We start from the raw sequence: 20,595 nt of genomic DNA, 5'->3' as shown, positions 1-20,595 counted from the left end.
CGGGATCACTTCACGCGGCTGACGTATTCGCCGGTGCGGGTGTCGACCTTGATGACCTCGTCCTGGCCGACGAACAGCGGCACGCGCACGACGGCACCGGTTTCCAGCGTCGCCGGCTTGCCGCCGGTGCCGGCGGTGTCGCCCTTCACGCCGGGGTCGGTTTCGGTGATCTGCAGTTCGACGAAGTTCGGCGGGGTCACCTGGATCGGGTTGCCGTTCCACAGGGTCACGACGCAGTCCTCCTCGCCCTTCAACCACTTCTCGGCGCCGCCCATGCCGTTCTTGTCGGCCTGCACCTGCTCGAAGGTTTCCTGCTGCATGAAGTGCCAGTACTCGCCATCGGAGTAGAGGTACTGCATGTCGGTATCCACCACGTCCGCCGCCTCGACCGAGTCGGTGCTCTTCATGGTGATTTCCTGCACGCGGCCGCTCTTGATCAGGCGGTACTTCACGCGGGTGAAGGCCTGGCCCTTGCCCGGTTTGACGTACTCGGTGTCGCTGATGACCGCCGGTTCGTTGTTGATCAGGATCTTCATCCCGTTCTTGACGTCGTTCATGCCGTAACTGGCCATGGGTAAACTCCTTGGGTAAGACAAACCCGCCGCGCGACACGGCCGGCCGGATAGAATGGGGAGCCCGCCGGACCCGGCGGGTGCTTGTTTCCAGACCCGACATGATAACCGCAGCCCCCGACCCCCGACAGCCTGCCGCGCTGCAGCCCGCCCGCTGGCAGCAGGCCCTGAGGGAGGCCGTGCGCGATCCGCGCGAGCTGCTGGACCTGCTGGGACTGGCCTCGCTGGCCCCGCGCCTGTCGAATGCCGCCGCGGCGCAGTTCCCGCTGCGCGTGCCTCGGGGCTTCGTGGCCCGCATGCGCCATGGCGACCCGCACGACCCGCTGTTGCGGCAGGTGCTGCCACTGGACGATGAGATGAAACCGGCCTCCGGCTACGGCCTGGACGCGGTCGGCGACGGCGCGGCCCGGACCGGGACCGGCGTCATCCAGAAATACCGTGGACGCGCCCTGCTGGTCGCCACCGGCAGTTGCGCGATCAACTGCCGCTACTGCTTCCGGCGCCATTTCCCGTACGCGGACGAGACCGCCGCCCGCGAGGGTTGGCGCGAGGCCGTGGAGCTCATCCGCCACGATCCGACGATCGAGGAAGTGCTGCTGTCCGGCGGCGATCCTCTGTCGCTGTCCAACGGCAAGCTGGCCGAGTTGACCGATGCCCTGGCCGGTGTTCCGCACCTGCGTCGCCTGCGCATCCACAGCCGCCTGCCCATCGTGCTGCCCGAACGCGTCGACGAGGGCCTGCTGGCCTGGCTGGCTGCCCTGCCCTGGCCGGTCGCCCTGGTGGTGCATGCCAACCACGCCAACGAATTCGACCCTGCCGTCGACGCCGCCCTCGCCCGCCTGCGCGGGGCCGGCGTGCACCTCTTGAACCAGGCCGTCCTGCTCAGGGGCGTGAACGATAGCGTGGACGCGCTGGCTGCCCTGAGCGAACGCGGATTCGCCGCCGGCGTGCTGCCGTACTACCTGCACCAGCTCGACCGCGTCGCCGGCGTGGCCCACTTCGAAGTGGACGATGCGCAGGCGCGGGAGCTTCACGCCGCACTCGCCGCGCGCCTGTCGGGTTACCTGGTGCCCCGGTTGGTGCGTGAAGTCCCCGGCGACACGGGCAAGCGCCCACTCTAGGCCGCGCAAGCTGCGATGGCGCGCCGCATCTGCGACGCCTGCATTGGACGCTCCGCGCCCCATCGTGTATTAAACCCGCACCTCCGGCGGACCCGCTGCATGCAGATCGGCAAAGACACCACCCTTCGATTGACCCTCGTGGACGACAGCGCCGAGGACGCCGAGGCCATCGTCTCCGCCCTACGCAACGGCGGTATCGCCGTTCGCCCGCTACGCCCGCTGGACCCGGCCGAACTGGCGCAGATGGTCGCCTCACAGCCGATGGACCTGTTGCTGGCGTCCCGCTCGGCCAAGGGAATTCCGCTGGCCACCGTGCTGTCGCAAGTCGATGCCAGCGGCAAGGACATCCCGGTGATCGTGCTGGCCGACAGCTTGAACGAAGCCGACCTGCTCGCCGACCAGGCCGCCGGCGCCCGGGCCAGCGCCTTGCGCGGACGCTTCGACCACGTGCTGACGGTGCTGCGCCGCGAATGGGGCGACCTGGATGCGCGCCGTTCCCAACGCCGCCTGGAAGGCCAGCTGCGCGAAACCGAACGCCGTTGCGATGCGCTGATCTCTTCGTCGCGCGACCCGATCGCCTACATCCACGAAGGCATGCACATCCGGGCGAACGACGCCTACCTGGAGATGTTCGGCTTCGAATCCTTCGAGGATGTCGAAGGCCTGTCGCTGCTCGACCTGGTGGGGCCGCAGTACGTCAACGATTTCAAGACCCTGCTGAAGAAGCTCAGCAAGGGCGAACCGCCACCGCCGCGCTTCGAGCTGGAGGCACGCAGCATCGACGGCGACAGCTTCCCGGCCACGCTCGAGTTCGCCACCGCCACCTACGAGGGCGAACCCTGCGTGCAGGTGGTGTTCCGCCGGCGCGAGGAGTTCGACCCGGAACTGGCGCGCGAGGTCGAAGACCTGCGCCAGCGCGACATGGTCACCGGCCTGATGAACCGCCCCACCTTCCTGCGCGAACTGGAGACGGCGGTCGCCCAGGTCGCCCGCGGCGAGGACCAATACGCCCTGTTGCTGGTCGAACCGGACCATTACCAGCGGCTGCTGCAGGACATCGGCATCGATTCCGCCGACGCGCTGGCGGCCGCGCTGGCCGCCCGCCTGTCGGAGAAGCTCGACGACACGTGTACGGCCGCCCGTTTCGGCGAGCGCACCTTCGCCATCCTGCTCCGGGGCAACCACGCGCACACCGCCGCGCTGGCCGACAAGCTGCGCGCGGCGTACGCCTCGCACGTCTTCAACGTGGGCGAGCGCTCGGCTTCGGTGACCACCAGCATCGGCGGCGTGCAGATCGGCGAAAAGATCGCCAGCGTCGGCCAGGTGCTGACGCGGGCGACCGACTGCCTCCAGACCGCCAACAATCTGGGCGGCAACCGCTCCGAGATCTTCGACCCCGGCGCCGTGGACCGCGCCGAGGAAGAGCGCGTGCAGAGTTGGGTCCAGCGTATCCAGCAAGCGTTGCAGGACGACAGCTTCCGTCTTCACTTCCAGCCCGTGGTCAGTCTGCAGGGCGAGCCCGGCGAGGTCTACGAGGCCCTGCTGCGGATGGAGACGAACGGCGAGGTGGTGCTGCCGCAGTCCTTCATCGGCATCGCCGAGGACAACGGCCTGCTGGACGACATCGATCGCTGGGTGGTGAACCGCGCCATCGACGTGCTGGCCGAACGCAAGCGCGCCGGCCACGACACGCGCATGGTGGTGAAGGTCAGCCCGGCGTCCTTCGCCGATAACCGCTTGCTCGACCTGATCGCCCGCCAGCTCGCCGCGCTCGACGTGCCTGGCGACCGCCTGTGGCTGCAGACGCCGGAGGCCAAGGTGTTTACCCACCTGCGCCAGGCGCAGGCCTTCCAGGCCGCGGCGGCGAAGCTCGGCTGCCAGGTGGGCCTGGAGCACTTCGGCGCGGGCCTGGATTCGTTCCAGCTGCTCTCGCACTTCCAGCCGACCTTCCTGAAGATCGACCGCGTTTTCAGCGAAGACCTGGGCAAGACGGCGGAGCACCAGCAGAAGATCCGCGAGATCGCCGAGCGTGCGCAGGCGCTGGGCATCCTCACCGTGGCCGAGCACGTCCAGGATGCAGCCACCATGGCGTTCCTGTTCACCACCGGGGTGGACTACGTGGAAGGCAACTTCCTGGCGGCACCCGGACCGGCGATGAACTACGACTTCGGCTGAGGTCCGCGTTATCCCGACCAGAAAAAAGAAACCCGCCGGAAGGCGGGTTTCTTGTCTTTCGTGCCGGCGACGTGACTCAGGCGAACGTGCCCTGCTGCGCGCGCAGCGCGGCGATGCGCTCTTCCAGCGGCGGGTGGCTCAGGAACAGCTTCTTCATGCCCTGGCCGATGCCGCCGGCGATGCCGAAGGCCTCGACCTGCGCCGGCAGCGTGCTGGGACGCTGCTGCTGCGACAGGCGCTCCAGCGCGGCGATCATCTTCTGGCGGCCCGCCAACGACGCGCCACCATGGTCGGCACGGAATTCACGGCGACGCGAGAACCACATCGCGATCATCGTGGCGAACAGGCCGAACACCACCTCCAGCACCATCACGATGATGTAGTAGCCGAACCCGCGTCCGCCGCCCTCGCGGTTGCCGGACAGGAAACCGTCGACGATGCCGCCCACCACGCGGGCCAGCACGATGACGAAGGTGTTCAGCACGCCCTGCAACAGCGCCATGGTGACCATGTCGCCGTTGGCGACGTGGCTGACTTCGTGGCCGAGCACGGCTTCGGCTTCATCGCGGCTCATCGAGCGCAACAGGCCGGTCGACACCGCGACCAGCGCGTTGTTCCGGTTGGCGCCGGTAGCGAAGGCGTTGATCTCGGGCGCGTCGTAGATGGCAACTTCCGGCATGCCGATGCCCGCCGCCTGGGCCTGGCGCTGCACGGTCGCGACCAGCCAGCGCTCGGCGTCGTTGCGCGGCTGCTCGATCACTTGCGCACCGGTGGCGCGCTTGGCCACCCACTTCGACGTCAGCAGGGAAATCAGCGAGCCACCGAAGCCGAACACCGCTGCCATCACCAGCAGGCCACCCATCTGGTTGGGATCGACGCGCAGCAGGGACATGACGACGCCCGCCAGGACCAGCACGGCGAGATTGGTGGCGAGGAACAACGCGACACGCGTGAACACGACAGGTACTCCAGAAGAATATGCGAAGGTATACGGACGCAGACCTGCGGTTGCCGACGGGTGAATTCAAGCAGCCGCCTGACTGCATGGTTCAGCTTTCCTTACTTTCCGACGAATGACCGACGCCGATCCCTCCCCCCGCTACCGCGGACGGTTTGCGCCCTCGCCCACCGGCCGCCTGCATTTCGGCTCGCTGGTCGCAGCACTGGGGAGCTGGTTGCTGGCGCGCTACCACGATGGTGAGTGGCTGGTGCGCGTGGAGGACCTCGACCCGCCACGTGAAGTCCCGGGCGCGGCGGAGTCGCAGTTGGCGACACTGGCCGCGTTCGGCATGACCTCCGATCTGCCGGTCGCGTGGCAGAGCCGGCGGCACGACCTTTACGCACAAGCTCTCGACGCGTTGCTGGCCGACGCGGCTGCGTTCGAATGCCGCTGCAGCCGTACCGACCTGGCTGCCGTCGGCGGCATCCACCGTGCCTGCGTCCCCCGCGACCGCGCGCGCGCGCCGGCCTTCCGCCTGCGCGTGACCGACGACTGCTGCGTCGGTTTCATCGACGGCCTGCAGGGCCATGTCGAACAGGCGGTCGACCGCGACGTCGGCGACGTCGTCCTGCGCCGGGCGGACGGTTTCTGGGCCTATCAGCTGGCCGTGGTGGTCGACGATGCCGACCAGGGCATCACCAACATCGTGCGCGGCGCGGATCTGCTCGATTCGACGCCGCGCCAGATCCTGCTGCAACGTGCCCTCGGCCTGCCCACGCCACGCTACCTGCACCTGCCGCTGATCGTCGATGCCGACGGCCAGAAGCTGTCCAAATCGATGGCCGCGTTACCGGTGGATGACGATGCCCCATTGCCCGCCCTGCGTGCCGCCTGGCACGTTCTGGGACAGCCGGAGGGCGTGCTGGCCGGTGCGGCTTCCGTCGCCGGCGCGCTGACCACCGCACAACGGCATTTCGACCCGGCACGGCTGCCTAAAGTGACACGCGTGACGTTCGCTGCAGCGCACAACAAACCTGTCGCAGGCGCTGTCTAGAATCGAGGGGCCGTCGGCTTGCGACGGTATCTGGAGGATTCCCCACATGACAGCGCGCGTCGCCCTGGTCACCGGCGGCACCGGAGGTATCGGTACCGCCATCTGCAAGAAGCTGGCCGACATGGGCCACAAGGTCGCCACCAACTACCGCAACGAGGAAAAGGCGCGTGCGTGGCAGGCGCAGATGAAGGCCGACGGCTACGACATCGCGCTGGTGAAAGGCGACGTGACCTCGCCCGATGAAGCCCAGGCGATGGTGAAGGAAGTCGAGCAGACACTGGGCCCGATCGAAGTGCTCATCAACAACGCCGGCATCACCCGCGACGGCACCTTCCACAAGATGTCCGCCGCCCAATGGGGCGATGTCATCAACACCAACCTCAATTCGGTGTTCAACGTCACCCGCCCGGTCATCGACGGGATGCGCGAGCGCAAGTGGGGCCGCATCATCCAGATCAGTTCGATCAACGGCCTGAAGGGCCAATACGGCCAGGCCAACTACGCCGCGGCGAAGGCCGGCATGCATGGCTTCACGATTTCGTTGGCGCGCGAGAACGCCAAGCTCGGCATCACCGTCAACACCGTGTCCCCCGGCTACGTGGCCACGGACATGGTGATGGCCGTGCCGGAAGAAGTACGCGCCAAGATCGCCGCCGACATCCCCACCGGCCGCCTCGGCAAGCCCGAGGAAATCGCATACGCCGTGGCCTTCCTGGTCGACGAGCAGGCCAGCTGGATCACCGGCTCCAACCTGGACATCAACGGTGGCCACCACATGGGCTGGTAAGCCGGCCCGCCCGGCCACGCCCGCTCCCACGACGCCCCGCAAGGGGCGTCATACGTTTCGATGCTGCGCAGCATTTTTCGGTTGCCTGAACAGGGAGTCCCTGCCTTGTGGCCTGTTGCAAGGGCTGTTGCGCTGCGTCATGCTGCCGCCATACGCGTTTAGAGCGAAGACTCAATGGCTGCGATCCGCATCATCAAGAAGTACCCCAACCGTCGTCTGTACGACACGGAGATCTCGAGCTACATCACCATCGAGGACGTGCGCCAGCTGATCGTCGACGGTGAGGATTTCGAGGTCCGCGACGCCAAGACCGGCGACGACCTGACCCGCACCGTGCTGCTGCAGATCATCAGCGAGCAGGAACAGGACGGCGAGCCGGTCCTGTCGACCCAGTTGCTCAGCCAGATCATCCGTTTCTACGGCGACTCGCTGCAGGGCTTCATGGGCAACTACCTGGAGCGCAGCATGCAGCTGTTCATGGAGCAGCAGCAGCAGTTCCGCAGCCAGATGGGCAACCTGCTGGGCCAGACTCCGTGGACCATGATGAACCAACTGACCGAGCGCAACCTGGAGTTGTGGCAGGAGTTCCAGCGCAACCTCAGCGGCGGCCTGGGTCGTCCGACGACGGTCAAGCCGAAGGAAGCGCCGCAGCGCGAAACACCCAAGACGCGCGCGCGCTGACCCTCCCCGTAGTGAAACCCGGCCCGCGCAGGTTGCGCGGGCCTTTTTTTAGTCCGCGACACAGGAATTCCGCATGACCCAACGCATCGCCGTGGTGACCGGGGGCCTGGGTGGCCTGGGGCTGGCCATCTGCCAGGCGCTCGCCCGGGCCGGCCGCAAGGTGATCGCCGCCGACCTGCCCGCCTCGCCGGAGCGGCTGGCCCAGTTCCGCGCGCAGACGGCCTCGCTCGACATCGAGACCGCCGCCGTCGACGTCGCCGACTTCGATGCCTGCGCCGCGTTCGTGAAGGGCGTCGAGGCGAGGCATGGTGCGCTCGACATCCTGGTCAACAACGCCGGCATCACCCGCGACGCGACCCTGCGCAAGATGGACAAGGCCCAGTGGGACGCCGTCATCGGCGTGAACCTGGACAGCGTGTTCAACCTGTGCCGGCACGCCGTGGACGGCATGCAGGCACGTGGCTTCGGCCGCATCGTCAACATCAGCTCGGTGAGCGGCCAGACCGGGAATTTCGGCCAGGTGAACTACGCCGCGGCCAAAGCGGGCCTGCACGGCTTTTCGATGTCGCTGGCGCGCGAGGTCGCGCGCAAGGGTGTCACCGTCAACAGCGTTTCGCCCGGTTACGTGGAAACGCCGATGACGCGGGCGATGCCCGACGACGTCCGTGACCGCACCGTCGCCGCCGTGCCGGTGGGCCGGATCGGCCAACCCGACGACATCGCGCGTGCCGTCGCCTTCCTCACCGCCGACGACGCCGGCTACATCACCGGCGCCAACCTGCCGGTCAACGGCGGCCTGTTCATGAGCTTCTGACCGGATTTCCGGTCGCACCACGACATTTTCACAAACCTTCACGAGGCACTCCGATGAAACTGACCCCTCCCACCTTCGGTGTCTGGCTGATCGCGCTGCTGCTCGGCGGCGGCGGTATCGCTGCGAAGTTCGGCTACGTGCCCGTACTGGCTCCGCATGCGTTCTGGCTGGTGGTCGCGGGCTTCGGCCTGCTGGTGGCCGCGACGGTCTTCAGCAAGCTCTGACGTCGGCCGGTTGCCTCCTTGCGGGCGACGCGGTAGCGTGATCCGAAGATGGTGTGCAGAAGGCCCCACCGGAGAGGATGCGTGCGTATTTCCTGTTCGCTCAGCATGTTGTCCGCTGCACTCATCCTGTCCACCTTGGCGGGTTGCGCCAGCAACGCTACCGCACGCACTGACGCACTCCGGTGTACCTCGGCGGGATGCATCGAACCACTCGATCTTGCGCTGGCCGGCCCCGGCTCGACCGTGCTCATCGTCCAGTGTGCGGAAGGCGTGCAGACCTCGCGCCGCTATGTGCACGCGCTGGATGGGTGGCGGCTGCAGATGTACGAAACCGGTAGTCCCGGCACCTGCACCAATGCAAAGTCCTCGCCCTGAGCCAATGGATCTTGTTGCTTCATGGGTAGGCGAGCTGTGTTTCAGGCCGCGTTTCGCCATCCCGCTGCTGCTCGGGATCGGCGCCGGCCTGGCGCTGTTCCACCTGACGGGCCAGGAGCCCTCGTCCGCGGCAATGGCCGCGGGGTGCATCCTCCTAAGCCTGCTCATCGGATTCGCGCTGGAATACCTGCGCGAACCGGACGATCCGTCGGCCTGACGTCACTCCATCTCGAAGCGTTCGAATGCGATCTCCAGCGTCTCGAACAGCGTGTCCCCCGCCGCTGCCTCCAGCGGCGAAGGCGTGTACGCCGCCGGCCGCGCACGCAGCAAGAGCCAGCGCATCGCCGGGTTGCCCTGCTCGTCCAGCAGTGTGATGGTGATGTTGCGCCGCGCGTCGCCGCCGTTGCGTGCCTCATCCCACCACTGGTACCACGCCAGCGAGCCGATCACGCCCCGGCGCAGTACCAGGTTGTCGTAGTGGGTCAGCGTGGAGAGCTTCGTCGCCTCCAGCACCTTGTCGTTGCCGTTGCGGTACTCGTTGACCTGTAGGCGCGCTTCGGGAAACAGCACCTCCGCCACACCCGCATCGGGCCCATCGCCCAGGCCCAGATCGACGTGGAAGTTCATTCCGGCATAGGGGCGATCGCGCTGTACAGGCATGGCAAGGTTCCATGTGGGAAGGGGGATGCCCACGCGCGGGCACATTCCTCCCAACGCGATCCTTTGCCCGCAGAGGTCAGGCGGAGGTCGCCTGCCCGATCCACAACCGGTTGCCGTCAGGATCCTCGATCCGGAACTCGCGCATGCCGTAGAACGTCGTGTCCAGGTCGGGCACGTCGAGGCCGCTCGCGCGTGCCTGCGCGTGAAAGGCGGCGATGTCGTCCGGATACAGGTACAGCACCGCGCTGCGCGGCGCGCCCCGGTCCACGTTGATCGACTGGTCCAGCATCACCCGGCAATCGCCCCAGCGCAGCTTCGCCCAGCCCCAATCGTCGCGCCGGTCCTCGACCGTGAAGCCCAACCGTTCGTAGAACGCGATCGCTCTCGGCAGATGGCGGACGGGTTGCATGGGGATGATGTGGGACACGCGGATGCCTCGCTCGACGCCCTACTCCGCCGCCCACACCACATCCACGCCCTCCGACTCGCCCACCGCCGCGCGCAGCAGCGCAACGAAACCGGCGCTCGCACCGAGGCCTTCCAGCGCATCGATGGCGGTGTGTTCGACGTAGTAATCCTGGTCCTTGGAGGACTCTTCCTCCATGTAGTCCACCAGCATCTGGAAGTCCGCCTGCGAGATGCTGCCCAGCGTGCGGCCTCTGTCCTTTTCAGACAAACGAATGCTCATGCGGTCTTCCTTTCCTCGACGTTGGGAGGGATGTCAGCGTGGAGCGCCAGCGGTATCCTGCCGCAGGAAGGCGGCCAGCCCGCCGAGTTGCAGGCCCTGCACCTTGTCCACGACGGGCGCGAACTTGCTCATGTCGTCCGGCGTATAGCCGCCGGCGCGGTACCACAGGGTGATGCGGGTGCCGCCTTTCTCTTCGACGAAGCGCCATTCCAGCGCCCCGTGCAGGCCCATGCCCTGCAGGGGGCCGAGGCCGCCGGTCATGCGCATCAGCTTGCCCGGATCGGTGAATGTCACCGTCATGTGCCAGGCCTGCTGCGCGCCGTTGATCTCGCAAAAGCAGCCGCCGACCTTGTCGCTGATGGACAGTTTCGACGCATCGCCCCACCAGGTGTGATCGGCCGGCCACCAGCGGCCGACATCGTTCACCAGGGCCGCGTACGCCACCTGTGGCGCGACGGGCACCCATTCGGAATTCTCGATGGTGAACCCGTTCGGCTGTGCGTCCTTGATCGCCGCCTGAGCCGGCAGCGCGAGTGCCCCGGCGACAACAAACGCGAGCCCGGCGAGCGCCTTCACTGCGCCGCTCCCTGCGGGCAGAACTTGGCGCGGTAGGCCATCGCCTTGGGCATCAGTGCGGTGAGGTTCTGGATGCGCGTGCCGGGATTGGGGTGAGTGGACGAGAATTCCGGTGGCGCCTGCCCGCCGCTGGCTTCGCTCATGCGCTGCCACAGCGGCACGGCTTCTTCCGGATTGAAGCAGGCGGCGGCGGCCAGCATCAGGCCGACTTCATCGGCCTGCGTCTCGTGCTCGCGCGCGTAGGGCAGCAGGTAGCCATAGCCCATCGCGGCCATCACCATCTGCTGCTGTTGCGGGTCCATGCCGCTCATCGCGCCCGCCATCTGGCCGATCTGGGTGAGCTTTTGCTGCGACATGCGCTGCGCACCGTGGCGAAGGAGGGCGTGGGCGATCTCGTGGCCCATCACCACGGCGACCGCGTCGGCGTTCTGCGCCACCGGGATCAACCCGGTGTAGACCGCCATCTTGCCGCCGGGCAGGCAAAACGCGTTGGCCTGGTCGGACTGGATGACATTCACGTCCCAATCGAAGGATTTCCAGTTGCCGCTGGGCTGGGTGCCCTTCTCCGCCGCGATGGCGGCCTCGACCTCGGGCACCTTGGCGATCAGCCGCTCGGCGATACTGCGTACCTGTTGGGCGATCTGCGAGTTGGGATCGACCGGGCGCTCCTGCTGCAGGATTTCCTCGTAGGCCTGCAGGCCGAGCGCCTTCTCCTCCTCCACACCGATCGAGTTGTCGATCAGCACCTTCTCGCCGGTGTAGGGATCGACAACGCGGTTATTCAGGTAGTAGCAGCCGCCGTAGACCAGGAACCCAAGCAGGATGATCCAGCGGAGGTTGCCCAGTCCGCCACCCCGCCGCCCGCCGCCCTGCCCGTACTGCGAGCGCCCGTAAGGATCTTGCCTCATCACCCTCTCCCTGGCGGCTAGATGCCGCGAACGACGCGGAAACCCACCCGCGCATTAGTCATATCCGAATCCGATGACGAACGCCACGCAGCGCGCGCCTGCGCCGGCGAACTGGCCCAGGAGCCACCGCGCACGACTCGCGACCGGCAGCCCGGATTGAACCACGCGGCACCGTCCGCCGGGGCACGGCGGTAGCTGGCATGCCAGCAGTCGCCGACCCATTCGCTGGTGTTGCCGTCGAGGTCCTTCAGGCCGAAGGCATTGGCCCGGAAACGCCCCACCGGCGCCGGTCCCCAGTAGCCATCGCCGTAGCCGATGAACGCGTTGTTCCACGACCGCCCGCTGGGCGAACGGTCGTTGCCGCCCGTCAGGTTCGCCACGCCGCGCGGAGGTTGAGCATTGCCCCAAGGGTAACGCCCTTGCTGCCCTGCGCGCAGTGCGTATTCGTATTCGGCCTCGCTCGGCAACCGATAGCCGCGGCCGGTCTGCCCCGCCAGCCACTCGGCGTAGGCCTCGGCGTCGTACACGCTGACGTGCAGCACCGGCATATCGTCGCTGGCCGGGTCGCCGGCATAGTCCGACTGCCAGTCCACCCCGCTGCGACGGACGAAATTGCCGCTGCGCTCGTCGTAGACGATGGAGTGGCCGCGACGGGTCGCGCGCGGCCGGTACTGGGTCGCCTGGACGAAACGGCGGAACTCGCCCACCGTCACCGGGTGCCGTGCCATCGCGAAACCGCGGTCGAACCGCACGTAATGCGCAGGCTTCTCGGCATCGGCGGCGGCGGCCTCGTCGTCGGCCGCGCCCATCAGGAAGCCGCCATGCGGCACCACCACCATCTCCGGCCCGCGGCCACCGTAGTGCAGCGCATCGGTGAAGACCTGCCCCGGTCGGAACAGACCGTAATACGTTGCCAGATCGATGCGCTGGCGGAAGTCGGCGGCCACGCGGTTGCCAGGTTCGGCAATGCGCAGCACCTCCGCCAGTTTTTCACGGGCAGCCTTGAGGCCCTGCGGCGTCGCGATATCGCGCACACCGGCATCGCGCAGCTCGACGATGCGGGCGATGCGGATGGCCTCGACCCGGACGCGGGCGTCGGCCACGGTCTGGGCGTCTTCGCGCACGTGCGCCGCAGCCTCCAGCCAGCGACGGGCGGTATCGAAGTCGCTGGCGAGCGCAGCATCCTCGGCCCGCCGGATCAACGCGCTTTCCACGGCGGCGACACCCTGCATCGCCCGGGGCTGGCCCGGCTTCCACTTCAGTACTTCGCGGAAACCCGCCAGCGCACCGCCGCCCTCCTCGCCCAAGCGCCCTTCGCGCAAGGCGCGCTCGGCAGCCACGTTGAGACGGGTCAGTTGGTCGGCATCGTCCACCCGTGCCAGGTAGACGGTGACCGCGGGATCGGTCGGCGCCAGCGTGCGGGCCACGGCGGCGATCTGGCGCGCTCGGCGCAGGGCCTCGGTGCGGTCCTCGGCGTGCCGCAGGGCCTGCGCGCCCTGGTCCAGCAGGGCGTCCAGGCTGCGCTCCAGACTGGCTTGGGTCCGCGCATCGGCGGGGTCCAGCCGCTGCAGGGCGAGGTACAGCGGAATCGCATCGTCCGCCCCGTCGAACAGGCGACCCTCGGCCAAGGCGCGCGCCGCGCGCTGGCGTGCGCCGGCCACGTCATCGGCAGTCAGCACGATGGGCGGCGGACGCCAGGTCAGTTCGTCCATGCTGCTGTCGTCGCCACTGACGGTGACGCGCGGCATGCGCACGTCGTCGTCGGTGGCCTGCGCGTCGTGCGATGCGACGTCGTCACGCGAACACGCAGCCAGGCACGTCAGCAGGATCAACAGGGCGGCAGGGAGCGCGCGCAAACATCCTCCGTGAAGGGGGCCACCGGCACCCATGAGAGAATGCCTGCGGACGATACCGGCAGAGACCGGACCTTAGGTTATTGTCCCCTGACTGAGCAAACGACGCATCACGCGGAGACTACGTGCCCCACTGGATCGACACGCCCACGGCGCTGGACGCGCATCTGCAACGCCGCCCGACGCGGATCGGCTTGGATACCGAGTTCGTCCGCGAACGCACCTTCTGGCCCCAGCTCGCCCTGGTGCAGATCGCCCTCGATGACGATGTGCTGCTCATCGACCCGCTGGCGCCCGCCATGACCGATGCACTGCGGCCCTGGCTGGCCGACCCGTCGATCACCAAAGTGATGCACAGCGCCAGCGAAGACCTGGTGGCGTTCAAGGTGGCATGCGGCGTGCTGCCCGCACCGCTGTTCGACACGCAGATCGCCGCCGCGCTGGCCGGCGTCGCCGCCGGGATCGGTTACCAGAAGCTGGTCGAACGCGTCACGGGCGTGGTGCTGCCGAAGGGCGAGACGCGTTCGGACTGGCTGCGCCGTCCGCTCAGCGAAGCGCAGCTGCACTACGCCGCGGATGACGTGCGCTATCTGTTCGCCGTCCATGACGCGCTGCGGACCGAACTGATGTCCGTCAATCGCCTGGGCTGGCTCGAGGAAGACTGCGCGCGCTTCGTCGAAAACGCCGCGCAGGACGATGGCGAGCGCTGGCCGCACCTGTCGATGCGCAGCGCGCAGTTCCTCGACATCGACGCGCAGCGCCGACTGGTGCGGCTGCTGCGCTGGCGCGAGGGACAGGCGCGCCATAGCGATAAGCCCCGCAGTTGGATCCTCGACAACGAATTGGCCGTGGCGCTGGCACGCACGCCGCCGATCGACAAGGCGGCGTTGCTGCGCTTCTTCGACACCCAGCCCAAGGCGCCGCGCAAGCTCGCGGACGCGATCTGGCAGGCGCTGGAGAGCCCGCTGGACGATGAGGCGGCCATGCCGGTGGCGCGCAACGCGACCGACGGCGACAAGGCCCGCTTGAAGCGCCTGCAGGACGCCGTCGCCCTCCGCAGCGGCGAACTGGGCCTGCCCGACGGCGTGCTCGCCTCGCGCCGCTACCTGGAAGGCTTGCTGGAATCGGGCCAGTGGCCCGCCGCACTCAGTGGCTGGCGGCGCCGCGAACTGGAGCCCGTCCTGGCGCCGGTGCTCGAGGGCGCAGGCTTGGCACAACCAGCCCCCGCGGGCTAGAATGGCGCCGCTCTTGTGGGGCCATAGCTCAGCTGGGAGAGCGCGTCGTTCGCAATGACGAGGTCGGGAGTTCGATCCTCCCTGGCTCCACCATCCAATACGAAAGGCCAGGCGAATGCCTGGCCTTTTTCTTTGTGCCCTCCCCTCCTCCCAAAGAAAAAGCCCGCCAGCAGAACGCCGGCGGGCTGGGAGAGCAAGGTAACCGGTGATTCAGAACTTGTAGCTGACGCCCAGCAGGTAGGTGCGGCCCCACTCGACGTATTCCAGCGGCCGGTCCTTGGTACCCGCGTAGGTCCGGTAAGCCTCGTCGGTCAGGTTGCTGGCCTGGAACAGGAAGCTCAGGCCGCTGAGGGCATGCCCGTCCGGGAACGAGTAGCTGACCTGCGCGTCGGTGATGTTCTCGCCGACCACGTAGCGCAGCGTGCGGTTGCCGTTGAAGTTGCCGATCTCGCCGATGAAGTCCGAACGCCGACGCTGGTTGATGCGTGCTTCGAAGCCGTTCTTCTCGAAGTACACCGTCAGGTTGTAGACGCGCTTGGACAGCCCCGGCAGGTCGATGTCGCCGCTACCCACGCTGGATGCACTTTCCGGGTCGCGGATCTTGATGTTGCTGTCGTTGAAGGTGGCGCTGGCGATCGCACCGAAGCCCTGCAGCGCGTCGCTGAACATCTCGAACGGCAGCGAAGCTGTGAGCTCCAGGCCTTGCAGCCTGCCGCCCTTGCCATTCTGCGGCGTGGTGAGCTTGCCGATCGGGTTGACCTCGATACCGTTGATCGGGGCGAAGCCGGCCGTATATTCGGACAGATCGTGGAAGGGATCGTCCTGCGTATAGATGTACGACTTCAGGTCCTTGTAGAAGTAGGCTGCTGCCACGTACGCCCGGGTACCGAAATACTTCTCGTAGGAAATATCGAATGCGTTGGCACGCCACGGATCGAGCTCCGGGTTGCCGCCATTGGCGAAACTGTCGCGCAAGCCGGTCTCGGTGTTCACATTATCCGAAGCGCTCACCTCAAGCGACGCGCGCAGCTGGTCAACGCGCGGACGCGCGACCTGCCTGGCCAGGGCGACGCGCAGGGTCTGATCGTTCTCGAATCCGAACGCCAGGTTCATGCTCGGCAGCACGTCGGTAAAGGTCTTGCCAATGCTGATCGGCTGCGGATTGCCACCGTTCGAGAGGCGGATCGCGTCGGAGGACTGGTCCACGTGCTGGACCTGCACGCCCGCGTTGCCGCGCACGCTGACGTTACCCCATTGGGTGTCGATGTTGCCTCGCAGATAAGCGGTCGTGGTCTTCTCCTTGACGTCCCACGCCTTGGCGACGAGGTATGGGAAGGCCGAATCGCTCGGCTCGAAGGTCATGTAGCGCGCCACCGCACCCGGTACGTTCCAGGACGGAATGTAGCCAATGCCGGCAAACCTCAAGTCGACCGGCGCGTACTGCAGGTCGGAGGCGATCGTGGTGATGCCCTGGGCGCCAAGATTGATGTTGCCCTCGGGCTGGCGCTTGTTCTTCTCGCGGTCGGCGAAATTCACACCGAGGTCGATATCGGAGAAACCCTTGAGGAAACCCGGCGCCGGCAGCGACGCCGCAAGCTTGGCCGTCCGCAGCTCGTCGACCACGTTCGGCACCTTGCCGTAACCCGAGCCGTAGATGGTGCCGGTCAGGTACAGCGAATTGGGATCCGAGTAGTCGCGGCCCGGGTTCAACTGCGAGAACCCGTTGTTCCGGATCTGCAATTGAAGGGTATCGAGTTGCGGCGCCGGCAGGATCTGGGTGTTGTTCTCAAGATTAAGCTCATCGCGCTTGGCGCGCGACCAACCAAGATCGGCCACGATACGCGCTTGGCCCACCGTGAACTCGTTGTTCCACCCGAACGCATTGATCTCGTCCTCGCGGCGGTTGTACATGCCGCGCACCAGCGGATACACGTTGCCGACGGTGCCGCCGGTGAACGTGTTGTCGCCATTGATGGCCGGATTGGCCACCTCCAGGCGGCCATAGCCACCGTTGTAGTCGCCGATGTGGACTTCGAACTGGTTCGCCGTATCGACCTGCTCCGCTTCCGAATGGAAGAGGTCCAGCGTGCTGGTCCATGCGTTCGACGGGCGGAACTGCAACGTCGCCATCACGCCATCACGCTTGGTCTCGCCGGTGCGACGCAGCGCCTTGATGCCGTCTGAGTAGAACGTGCCAGCCGGCACGCCCGGGCGCCAGTTGTCGCCGATCGCCTGCCACGGCTCGTACAGGCCCACCTGGTTCTCCTGGATCGGCGTCGTGGTGTGCGAATAGCCGATCGAGAAACCAAACGTACGCGCTTCGTTCTGGGTGATGTAACTGGCATTGACGCGCTCGCCATAGGCAGAGGCATTCGCAGCATTGCCCAGCGAGTTGCGCTGACCGCGCACGCCCACCGTACCGACAGGCGCATCGAAGCTCAACGGGCGCACGGTCTGCATGTCGATCGTGCCAGACAGGCCTTGGCCAATGAGGCCGGCGTCGGGCGTCTTGTACACCGTCACGCCAGCCACCAGTTCCGACGGATACTGGTCGAACTCAACGCTGCGATTGTCGCCGGTGCTGACCATCTCACGGCCGTTCAGCAGCGTGGTGGCGAAGTCGGGTGACAGGCCACGGACGCTGATCACTTGCGCACGGCCTGCAACACGCTGAGCGGCAAGACCCGGCAGGCGGCCGATGGACTCACCGATACTGACGTCGGGCAGCTTGCCGATGTCCTCCGCGGATACCGCTTCGACGATGGAGGTGGAATCGCGCTTGACCGAGATCGCGCTCTCGATGCCGCGGCGGATGCCGGTGACGACCACCGTGTCCAGCTCGGTGGCTTCGGCCTGTTCGTTGGTTGGTTCGGCGGGCTGGGCCGTCTGGGCGTTCACGCCGGTCGCGGTGAGCGCGATGGCAGACGCCAACGCCGCGCTCAGCAGGTTGCGCTTGAGTTGCATGTTCCCCTCTCCAAGGACGTTGTATGCGACGAACCGGGTGCGCCGCATGGTGCGGTCGCCCGGGTCTTACACGTTGGGACACGGGGCCCCGAAACGTGCGGCCATGGTAGTGGTGCGTGCAGCTGCACAAACCGCCCTGCATACGTATTCATGCATATTCCGCGCGGCGGTGTAACGCGCGTTCCGTACGCCCGCGCAGGCGCGCGTATGCATGTCGCAGCGACGCGCGACCCGGTTCAGTTACGTGCTGGAGATGGCCAGGGCGCCTACGGATTCAGGGCTGCAGCAGGAACATCAGGGGCACTTCGATCCTGTCGCGCCACGCGGCCTCGTTGTGGGTGGCGCCCAGGTAGCGATGACTCAACAGATCGACGCCCGGCCGATAACCGCGCGTGCGCATCAGCGCATCAATGCGCTGCTGGTAGGGCTCGTACATCGCATCGATGGCTTCGGTGCCGTAGTCGAAGTAGAAACGGTTGCCGCCCGGCGCTGGCAGGTGTTCCGCGAGATAGCCCTCGACGATGCCGCCGGCGATCGGCCAGTGCGTGGATACGCACCCTGCCCCGCCGAATACCTGCGGATACTCCAGCACCGCGTAGGCGGAAATCAGCCCGCCCATGCTGGAGCCCATCACGAACGTGTTGTTCGGACCGGTCAGCGTGCGGTACTGCGCATCGATGAACGGCTTCAACTCGGTGACGAGGAAGGCGAGGTAGTCGTCCGCGACGATCTCGGCCGTCGGGAAGGGCGGATCGCCCGGTGTAGGGACGAACGCGTCGCCCTCGATCGCCTTGCGCGGCATGTACTCCTGCAGGCGCTTGGGCGTGTTCCACACAGCGACGACGATGGCCGCACGTGCATACCCGTTGGCGATCAGGCGGGTCATCGCCTCATCCACGCCCCAATCCACTTTCGTGTACGAGGTCGACGGATCGAACACGTTCTGTCCGTCGTGCATGTAGAGCACCGGGTACCGCGTGCCGGTCGCCTCCGCATAGCCGGGCGGCAACCACACATCTACGTTCCGCGCGGCCACGTGACGCGAGGGGAACTGCGCATGACGCAGCAGCGTGCCGGTCACGCCTTCGCCGGTCACTGCTTGGGCGCCGGGAGCGGCAGCCCGTTTCGATTGCGCGTGCGCGGTCGCTGCGACGAGCATCAGCAGTGCGATGCCGAAGGCGCCCATGCGAATGCCCATCTTCATGCCTCGTTGCTCAGTCGATGAGAGCGTAGTACACGCCGCGGGCCGGCAACGCGAGCGTGTCCTCATGCAGGGTGCCCGACAGCAGGCCAGGGCCCTCCAGCGGACGCGGCGACAGGCCGTCCGGCAGCGTCCAACGGGTGTCCTGCGACGACAGGTTGAATACGACGAGCATGGACGCGTCCTCGACCTCGCGCACGAAGGCAAGCACCGGCTCAGGCGCATCGAGGAAGCGGATGGTGCCCACGCGCAGGGCCGGCTGGCTACGCCGCCACGCCAGGAAACGCCGCACCTGATGGAGGACAGAGTCGGGATCGTGCTCCTGGACGGCGACATTGATCGCCCGATGTTCCGCCGGGATCGGCAACCACGGCTGGCCGCTGCTGAAGCCAGCCTGTGCGCCGTCCTGCCACGGCATCGGCGTACGGCATCCGTCGCGGCCCTTGAACTTGGGCCAGAACGTCTTTCCGTAGGGATCCTGCAGGGCCTCGTAAGGCACATCGGCCTCGGGCAGGCCCAGTTCTTCGCCTTGGTACAGGCAGACCGAGCCGCGCAGCGAGCAGACCAGCGCGACCAGCTGCGCAGCGAGCGCGGGCGAGTGGTCGCCGCGGCCCCAGCGCGTCACCGCGCGCTGCACGTCATGGTTGGAGATCGCCCAACAGGGCCAGCCTTCGACCATGGCCGCTTCCAGACGCTCAACGGTGTCGCGGATGTACGCGGCCGTGCCGTCGTCGGTCAGCAGCTCGAAGCTGTAGCCCATGTGCAGGCGCTGGTCGGTGACGTACTCGGCAGTGGTCGCCAGCGAGTCTTCCGATGAGATCTCGCCCAGCGCGCCCGCGTCGGGGTACTGGTCCAGCAGCCCACGCAGGCGCTCGAGGAAGCCGATGTTCTCCGGCTGCGTGTTGTTGTGGAAGTGGTACTGATAGGCGTAAGGATTGTCCGGGCTGAAACCGCGCCCCACCCGCTTTTCCTTCGGCTTCGGCGGGTTGTCGCGCAGCTGCGCGTCGTGGAAGCAGAAGTTGATCGCGTCCAGGCGGAGACCATCGACGCCCTTGTCGAGCCAGAACTTCACGTTGTCCAGCGTCGCGTCCTGCACGGCAGGGTTGTGGAAGTTCAGGTCCGGCTGGCTGGCCAGGAAGTTATGCAGGTAGTACTGCTCGCGGCGCGGCTCCCAACGCCAGGCCACGCCGCCGAAGAGCGACATCCAGTTGTTCGGCGGGGTGCCGTCCTCCTTCGGGTCCGCCCACACGTACCAGTCGGCCTTCGGGTTGTCCCGGCTCTCGCGGCTTTCCTTGAACCAGGCGTGCTCCACGGAACAGTGGCTCAGCACCTGGTCGATCATGACCTTGATGCCCAGCGAATGAGCCTTAGCAAGCAGGCGATCGAAGTCGGACAGCGTGCCGAACAGCGGATCCACGTCGCGGTAGTCGGCGATGTCGTAGCCGAAATCGGCCATCGGCGACTTGAAGAACGGCGAGATCCAGATCGCGTCCACGCCCAGGCCGGCGATATAGTCGAGCTTCTCGACGATGCCCGGCAGGTCGCCGACGCCATCGCCATTGGTGTCCAGGAAGCTGCGGGGGTAGATCTGGTAGATCACCGCGCCGCGCCACCACGTGTTCTTCTTCATCGCAATACCGGCTCGCATGCATGGCGCACCCCTCCGGTGCGCACGGCGGGCGCCACTATTCCACGCGCCACCCGCATACGTGAGACCACCACGGCCCCGTCCCGCATGAATACGTATGCAGGCATCCGCCGCCAGCG

At 66.9% G+C, this 20,595-nt stretch carries 21 protein-coding genes and 1 tRNA gene; 11 read left to right on the top strand and 11 right to left on the bottom strand.

What is annotated here, in order from left to right:
• Nucleotides 1-5: 5 nt before the first annotated feature.
• The gene (gene efp, locus AC23D6_RS07930) at nucleotides 6-572 is read right to left on the bottom strand and encodes an elongation factor P (RefSeq protein ID WP_487752215.1); all 567 of its coding nucleotides are present in this window, start codon (nucleotides 570-572) and stop codon (nucleotides 6-8) included.
• Between the two features lie 101 nt (nucleotides 573-673).
• Here efp and epmB point away from each other — a divergent pair, with 101 nt between their 5' ends.
• On the top strand, nucleotides 674-1,693 hold the full coding sequence (epmB, locus tag AC23D6_RS07925; protein WP_487752214.1) for an EF-P beta-lysylation protein EpmB: 1,020 nt from the start codon (nucleotides 674-676) through the stop codon (nucleotides 1,691-1,693).
• 99 nt (nucleotides 1,694-1,792) lie between these two features.
• Nucleotides 1,793-3,868 (top strand): EAL domain-containing response regulator, encoded by a 2,076-nt coding sequence (locus AC23D6_RS07920; RefSeq protein WP_487752213.1) that lies wholly within the window; start codon nucleotides 1,793-1,795, stop codon nucleotides 3,866-3,868.
• 76 nt (nucleotides 3,869-3,944) lie between these two features.
• Here AC23D6_RS07920 and htpX read toward each other — a convergent pair whose 3' ends face one another.
• Nucleotides 3,945-4,826: a protease HtpX gene (htpX, locus tag AC23D6_RS07915; RefSeq protein WP_487752212.1), complete on the bottom strand. Its 882-nt coding sequence runs from the start codon at nucleotides 4,824-4,826 to the stop codon at nucleotides 3,945-3,947.
• 115 nt (nucleotides 4,827-4,941) lie between these two features.
• On the opposite strand from htpX, the gene gluQRS reads away from it, so the two are divergent.
• From gluQRS to AC23D6_RS07880, 7 genes are all read left to right on the top strand, one after another.
• Nucleotides 4,942-5,862 (top strand): tRNA glutamyl-Q(34) synthetase GluQRS, encoded by a 921-nt coding sequence (gluQRS, locus tag AC23D6_RS07910; protein ID WP_487752211.1) that lies wholly within the window; start codon nucleotides 4,942-4,944, stop codon nucleotides 5,860-5,862.
• Between the two features lie 46 nt (nucleotides 5,863-5,908).
• Nucleotides 5,909-6,649 (top strand): acetoacetyl-CoA reductase, encoded by a 741-nt coding sequence (gene phbB / locus AC23D6_RS07905; protein WP_487752210.1) that lies wholly within the window; start codon nucleotides 5,909-5,911, stop codon nucleotides 6,647-6,649.
• A 174-nt stretch (nucleotides 6,650-6,823) separates the two neighbouring features.
• Nucleotides 6,824-7,330 carry a polyhydroxyalkanoate synthesis repressor PhaR gene (phaR, locus tag AC23D6_RS07900; RefSeq protein ID WP_487752209.1) on the top strand — a complete coding sequence of 169 codons (507 nt, stop codon included), beginning with the start codon at nucleotides 6,824-6,826 and terminating at the stop codon, nucleotides 7,328-7,330.
• Between the two features lie 73 nt (nucleotides 7,331-7,403).
• Complete coding sequence (gene phbB / locus AC23D6_RS07895) at nucleotides 7,404-8,144, top strand: acetoacetyl-CoA reductase (RefSeq protein ID WP_487752208.1); 741 nt, start codon at nucleotides 7,404-7,406, stop codon at nucleotides 8,142-8,144.
• Between the two features lie 53 nt (nucleotides 8,145-8,197).
• Nucleotides 8,198-8,368, top strand: a complete 171-nt coding sequence (locus tag AC23D6_RS07890; protein ID WP_155944648.1) for a hypothetical protein — start codon at nucleotides 8,198-8,200, stop codon at nucleotides 8,366-8,368.
• Between the two features lie 81 nt (nucleotides 8,369-8,449).
• Entirely contained in the window at nucleotides 8,450-8,743 is a 294-nt protein-coding gene (locus tag AC23D6_RS07885) for a hypothetical protein (protein ID WP_487752207.1), read from the top strand.
• A 4-nt stretch (nucleotides 8,744-8,747) separates the two neighbouring features.
• Entirely contained in the window at nucleotides 8,748-8,960 is a 213-nt protein-coding gene (locus AC23D6_RS07880; RefSeq protein ID WP_487752206.1) for a hypothetical protein, read from the top strand.
• Nucleotides 8,961-8,962: 2 nt separating this feature from the next.
• Here the strand turns inward: AC23D6_RS07880 and AC23D6_RS07875 are convergent, their stop codons facing one another.
• From AC23D6_RS07875 to AC23D6_RS07850, 6 genes are all read right to left on the bottom strand, one after another.
• On the bottom strand, nucleotides 8,963-9,403 hold the full coding sequence (locus AC23D6_RS07875; protein WP_487752205.1) for a phage tail protein: 441 nt from the start codon (nucleotides 9,401-9,403) through the stop codon (nucleotides 8,963-8,965).
• A 76-nt stretch (nucleotides 9,404-9,479) separates the two neighbouring features.
• On the bottom strand, nucleotides 9,480-9,830 hold the full coding sequence (locus AC23D6_RS07870) for a bleomycin resistance protein (RefSeq protein WP_487752204.1): 351 nt from the start codon (nucleotides 9,828-9,830) through the stop codon (nucleotides 9,480-9,482).
• A 21-nt stretch (nucleotides 9,831-9,851) separates the two neighbouring features.
• Complete coding sequence (locus AC23D6_RS07865) at nucleotides 9,852-10,091, bottom strand: hypothetical protein (protein WP_487752203.1); 240 nt, start codon at nucleotides 10,089-10,091, stop codon at nucleotides 9,852-9,854.
• A 33-nt stretch (nucleotides 10,092-10,124) separates the two neighbouring features.
• Nucleotides 10,125-10,667: an SRPBCC family protein gene (locus AC23D6_RS07860; RefSeq protein ID WP_487752202.1), complete on the bottom strand. Its 543-nt coding sequence runs from the start codon at nucleotides 10,665-10,667 to the stop codon at nucleotides 10,125-10,127.
• On the bottom strand, nucleotides 10,664-11,575 hold the full coding sequence (locus tag AC23D6_RS07855) for a M48 family metallopeptidase (RefSeq protein WP_487752201.1): 912 nt from the start codon (nucleotides 11,573-11,575) through the stop codon (nucleotides 10,664-10,666). Before AC23D6_RS07855 ends, AC23D6_RS07860 begins: the two co-directional genes overlap by 4 nt.
• A 17-nt stretch (nucleotides 11,576-11,592) precedes the next feature.
• Nucleotides 11,593-13,464, bottom strand: coding sequence for a formylglycine-generating enzyme family protein (locus AC23D6_RS07850; protein ID WP_487752200.1), 1,872 nt, complete (start codon nucleotides 13,462-13,464; stop codon nucleotides 11,593-11,595).
• An 89-nt stretch (nucleotides 13,465-13,553) separates the two neighbouring features.
• On the opposite strand from AC23D6_RS07850, the gene rnd reads away from it, so the two are divergent.
• Nucleotides 13,554-14,663 (top strand): ribonuclease D, encoded by a 1,110-nt coding sequence (gene rnd, locus AC23D6_RS07845; RefSeq protein WP_487752199.1) that lies wholly within the window; start codon nucleotides 13,554-13,556, stop codon nucleotides 14,661-14,663.
• Between the two features lie 17 nt (nucleotides 14,664-14,680).
• Nucleotides 14,681-14,756: transfer RNA gene (locus AC23D6_RS07840), tRNA-Ala, on the top strand.
• 117 nt (nucleotides 14,757-14,873) lie between these two features.
• Here AC23D6_RS07840 and AC23D6_RS07835 read toward each other — a convergent pair.
• From AC23D6_RS07835 to AC23D6_RS07825, 3 genes are all read right to left on the bottom strand, one after another.
• Entirely contained in the window at nucleotides 14,874-17,627 is a 2,754-nt protein-coding gene (locus AC23D6_RS07835) for a TonB-dependent receptor (protein ID WP_487752198.1), read from the bottom strand.
• A 274-nt stretch (nucleotides 17,628-17,901) separates the two neighbouring features.
• Nucleotides 17,902-18,831 (bottom strand): alpha/beta hydrolase, encoded by a 930-nt coding sequence (locus AC23D6_RS07830; RefSeq protein ID WP_487752197.1) that lies wholly within the window; start codon nucleotides 18,829-18,831, stop codon nucleotides 17,902-17,904.
• 10 nt (nucleotides 18,832-18,841) lie between these two features.
• On the bottom strand, nucleotides 18,842-20,458 hold the full coding sequence (locus tag AC23D6_RS07825; protein ID WP_487752196.1) for an alpha-glucosidase family protein: 1,617 nt from the start codon (nucleotides 20,456-20,458) through the stop codon (nucleotides 18,842-18,844).
• Nucleotides 20,459-20,595: the final 137 nt, after the last annotated feature.

This window comes from Pseudoxanthomonas sp. G3, assembly GCF_057654715.1.
This window is presented reverse-complemented; position numbering and strand designations above follow the sequence as displayed.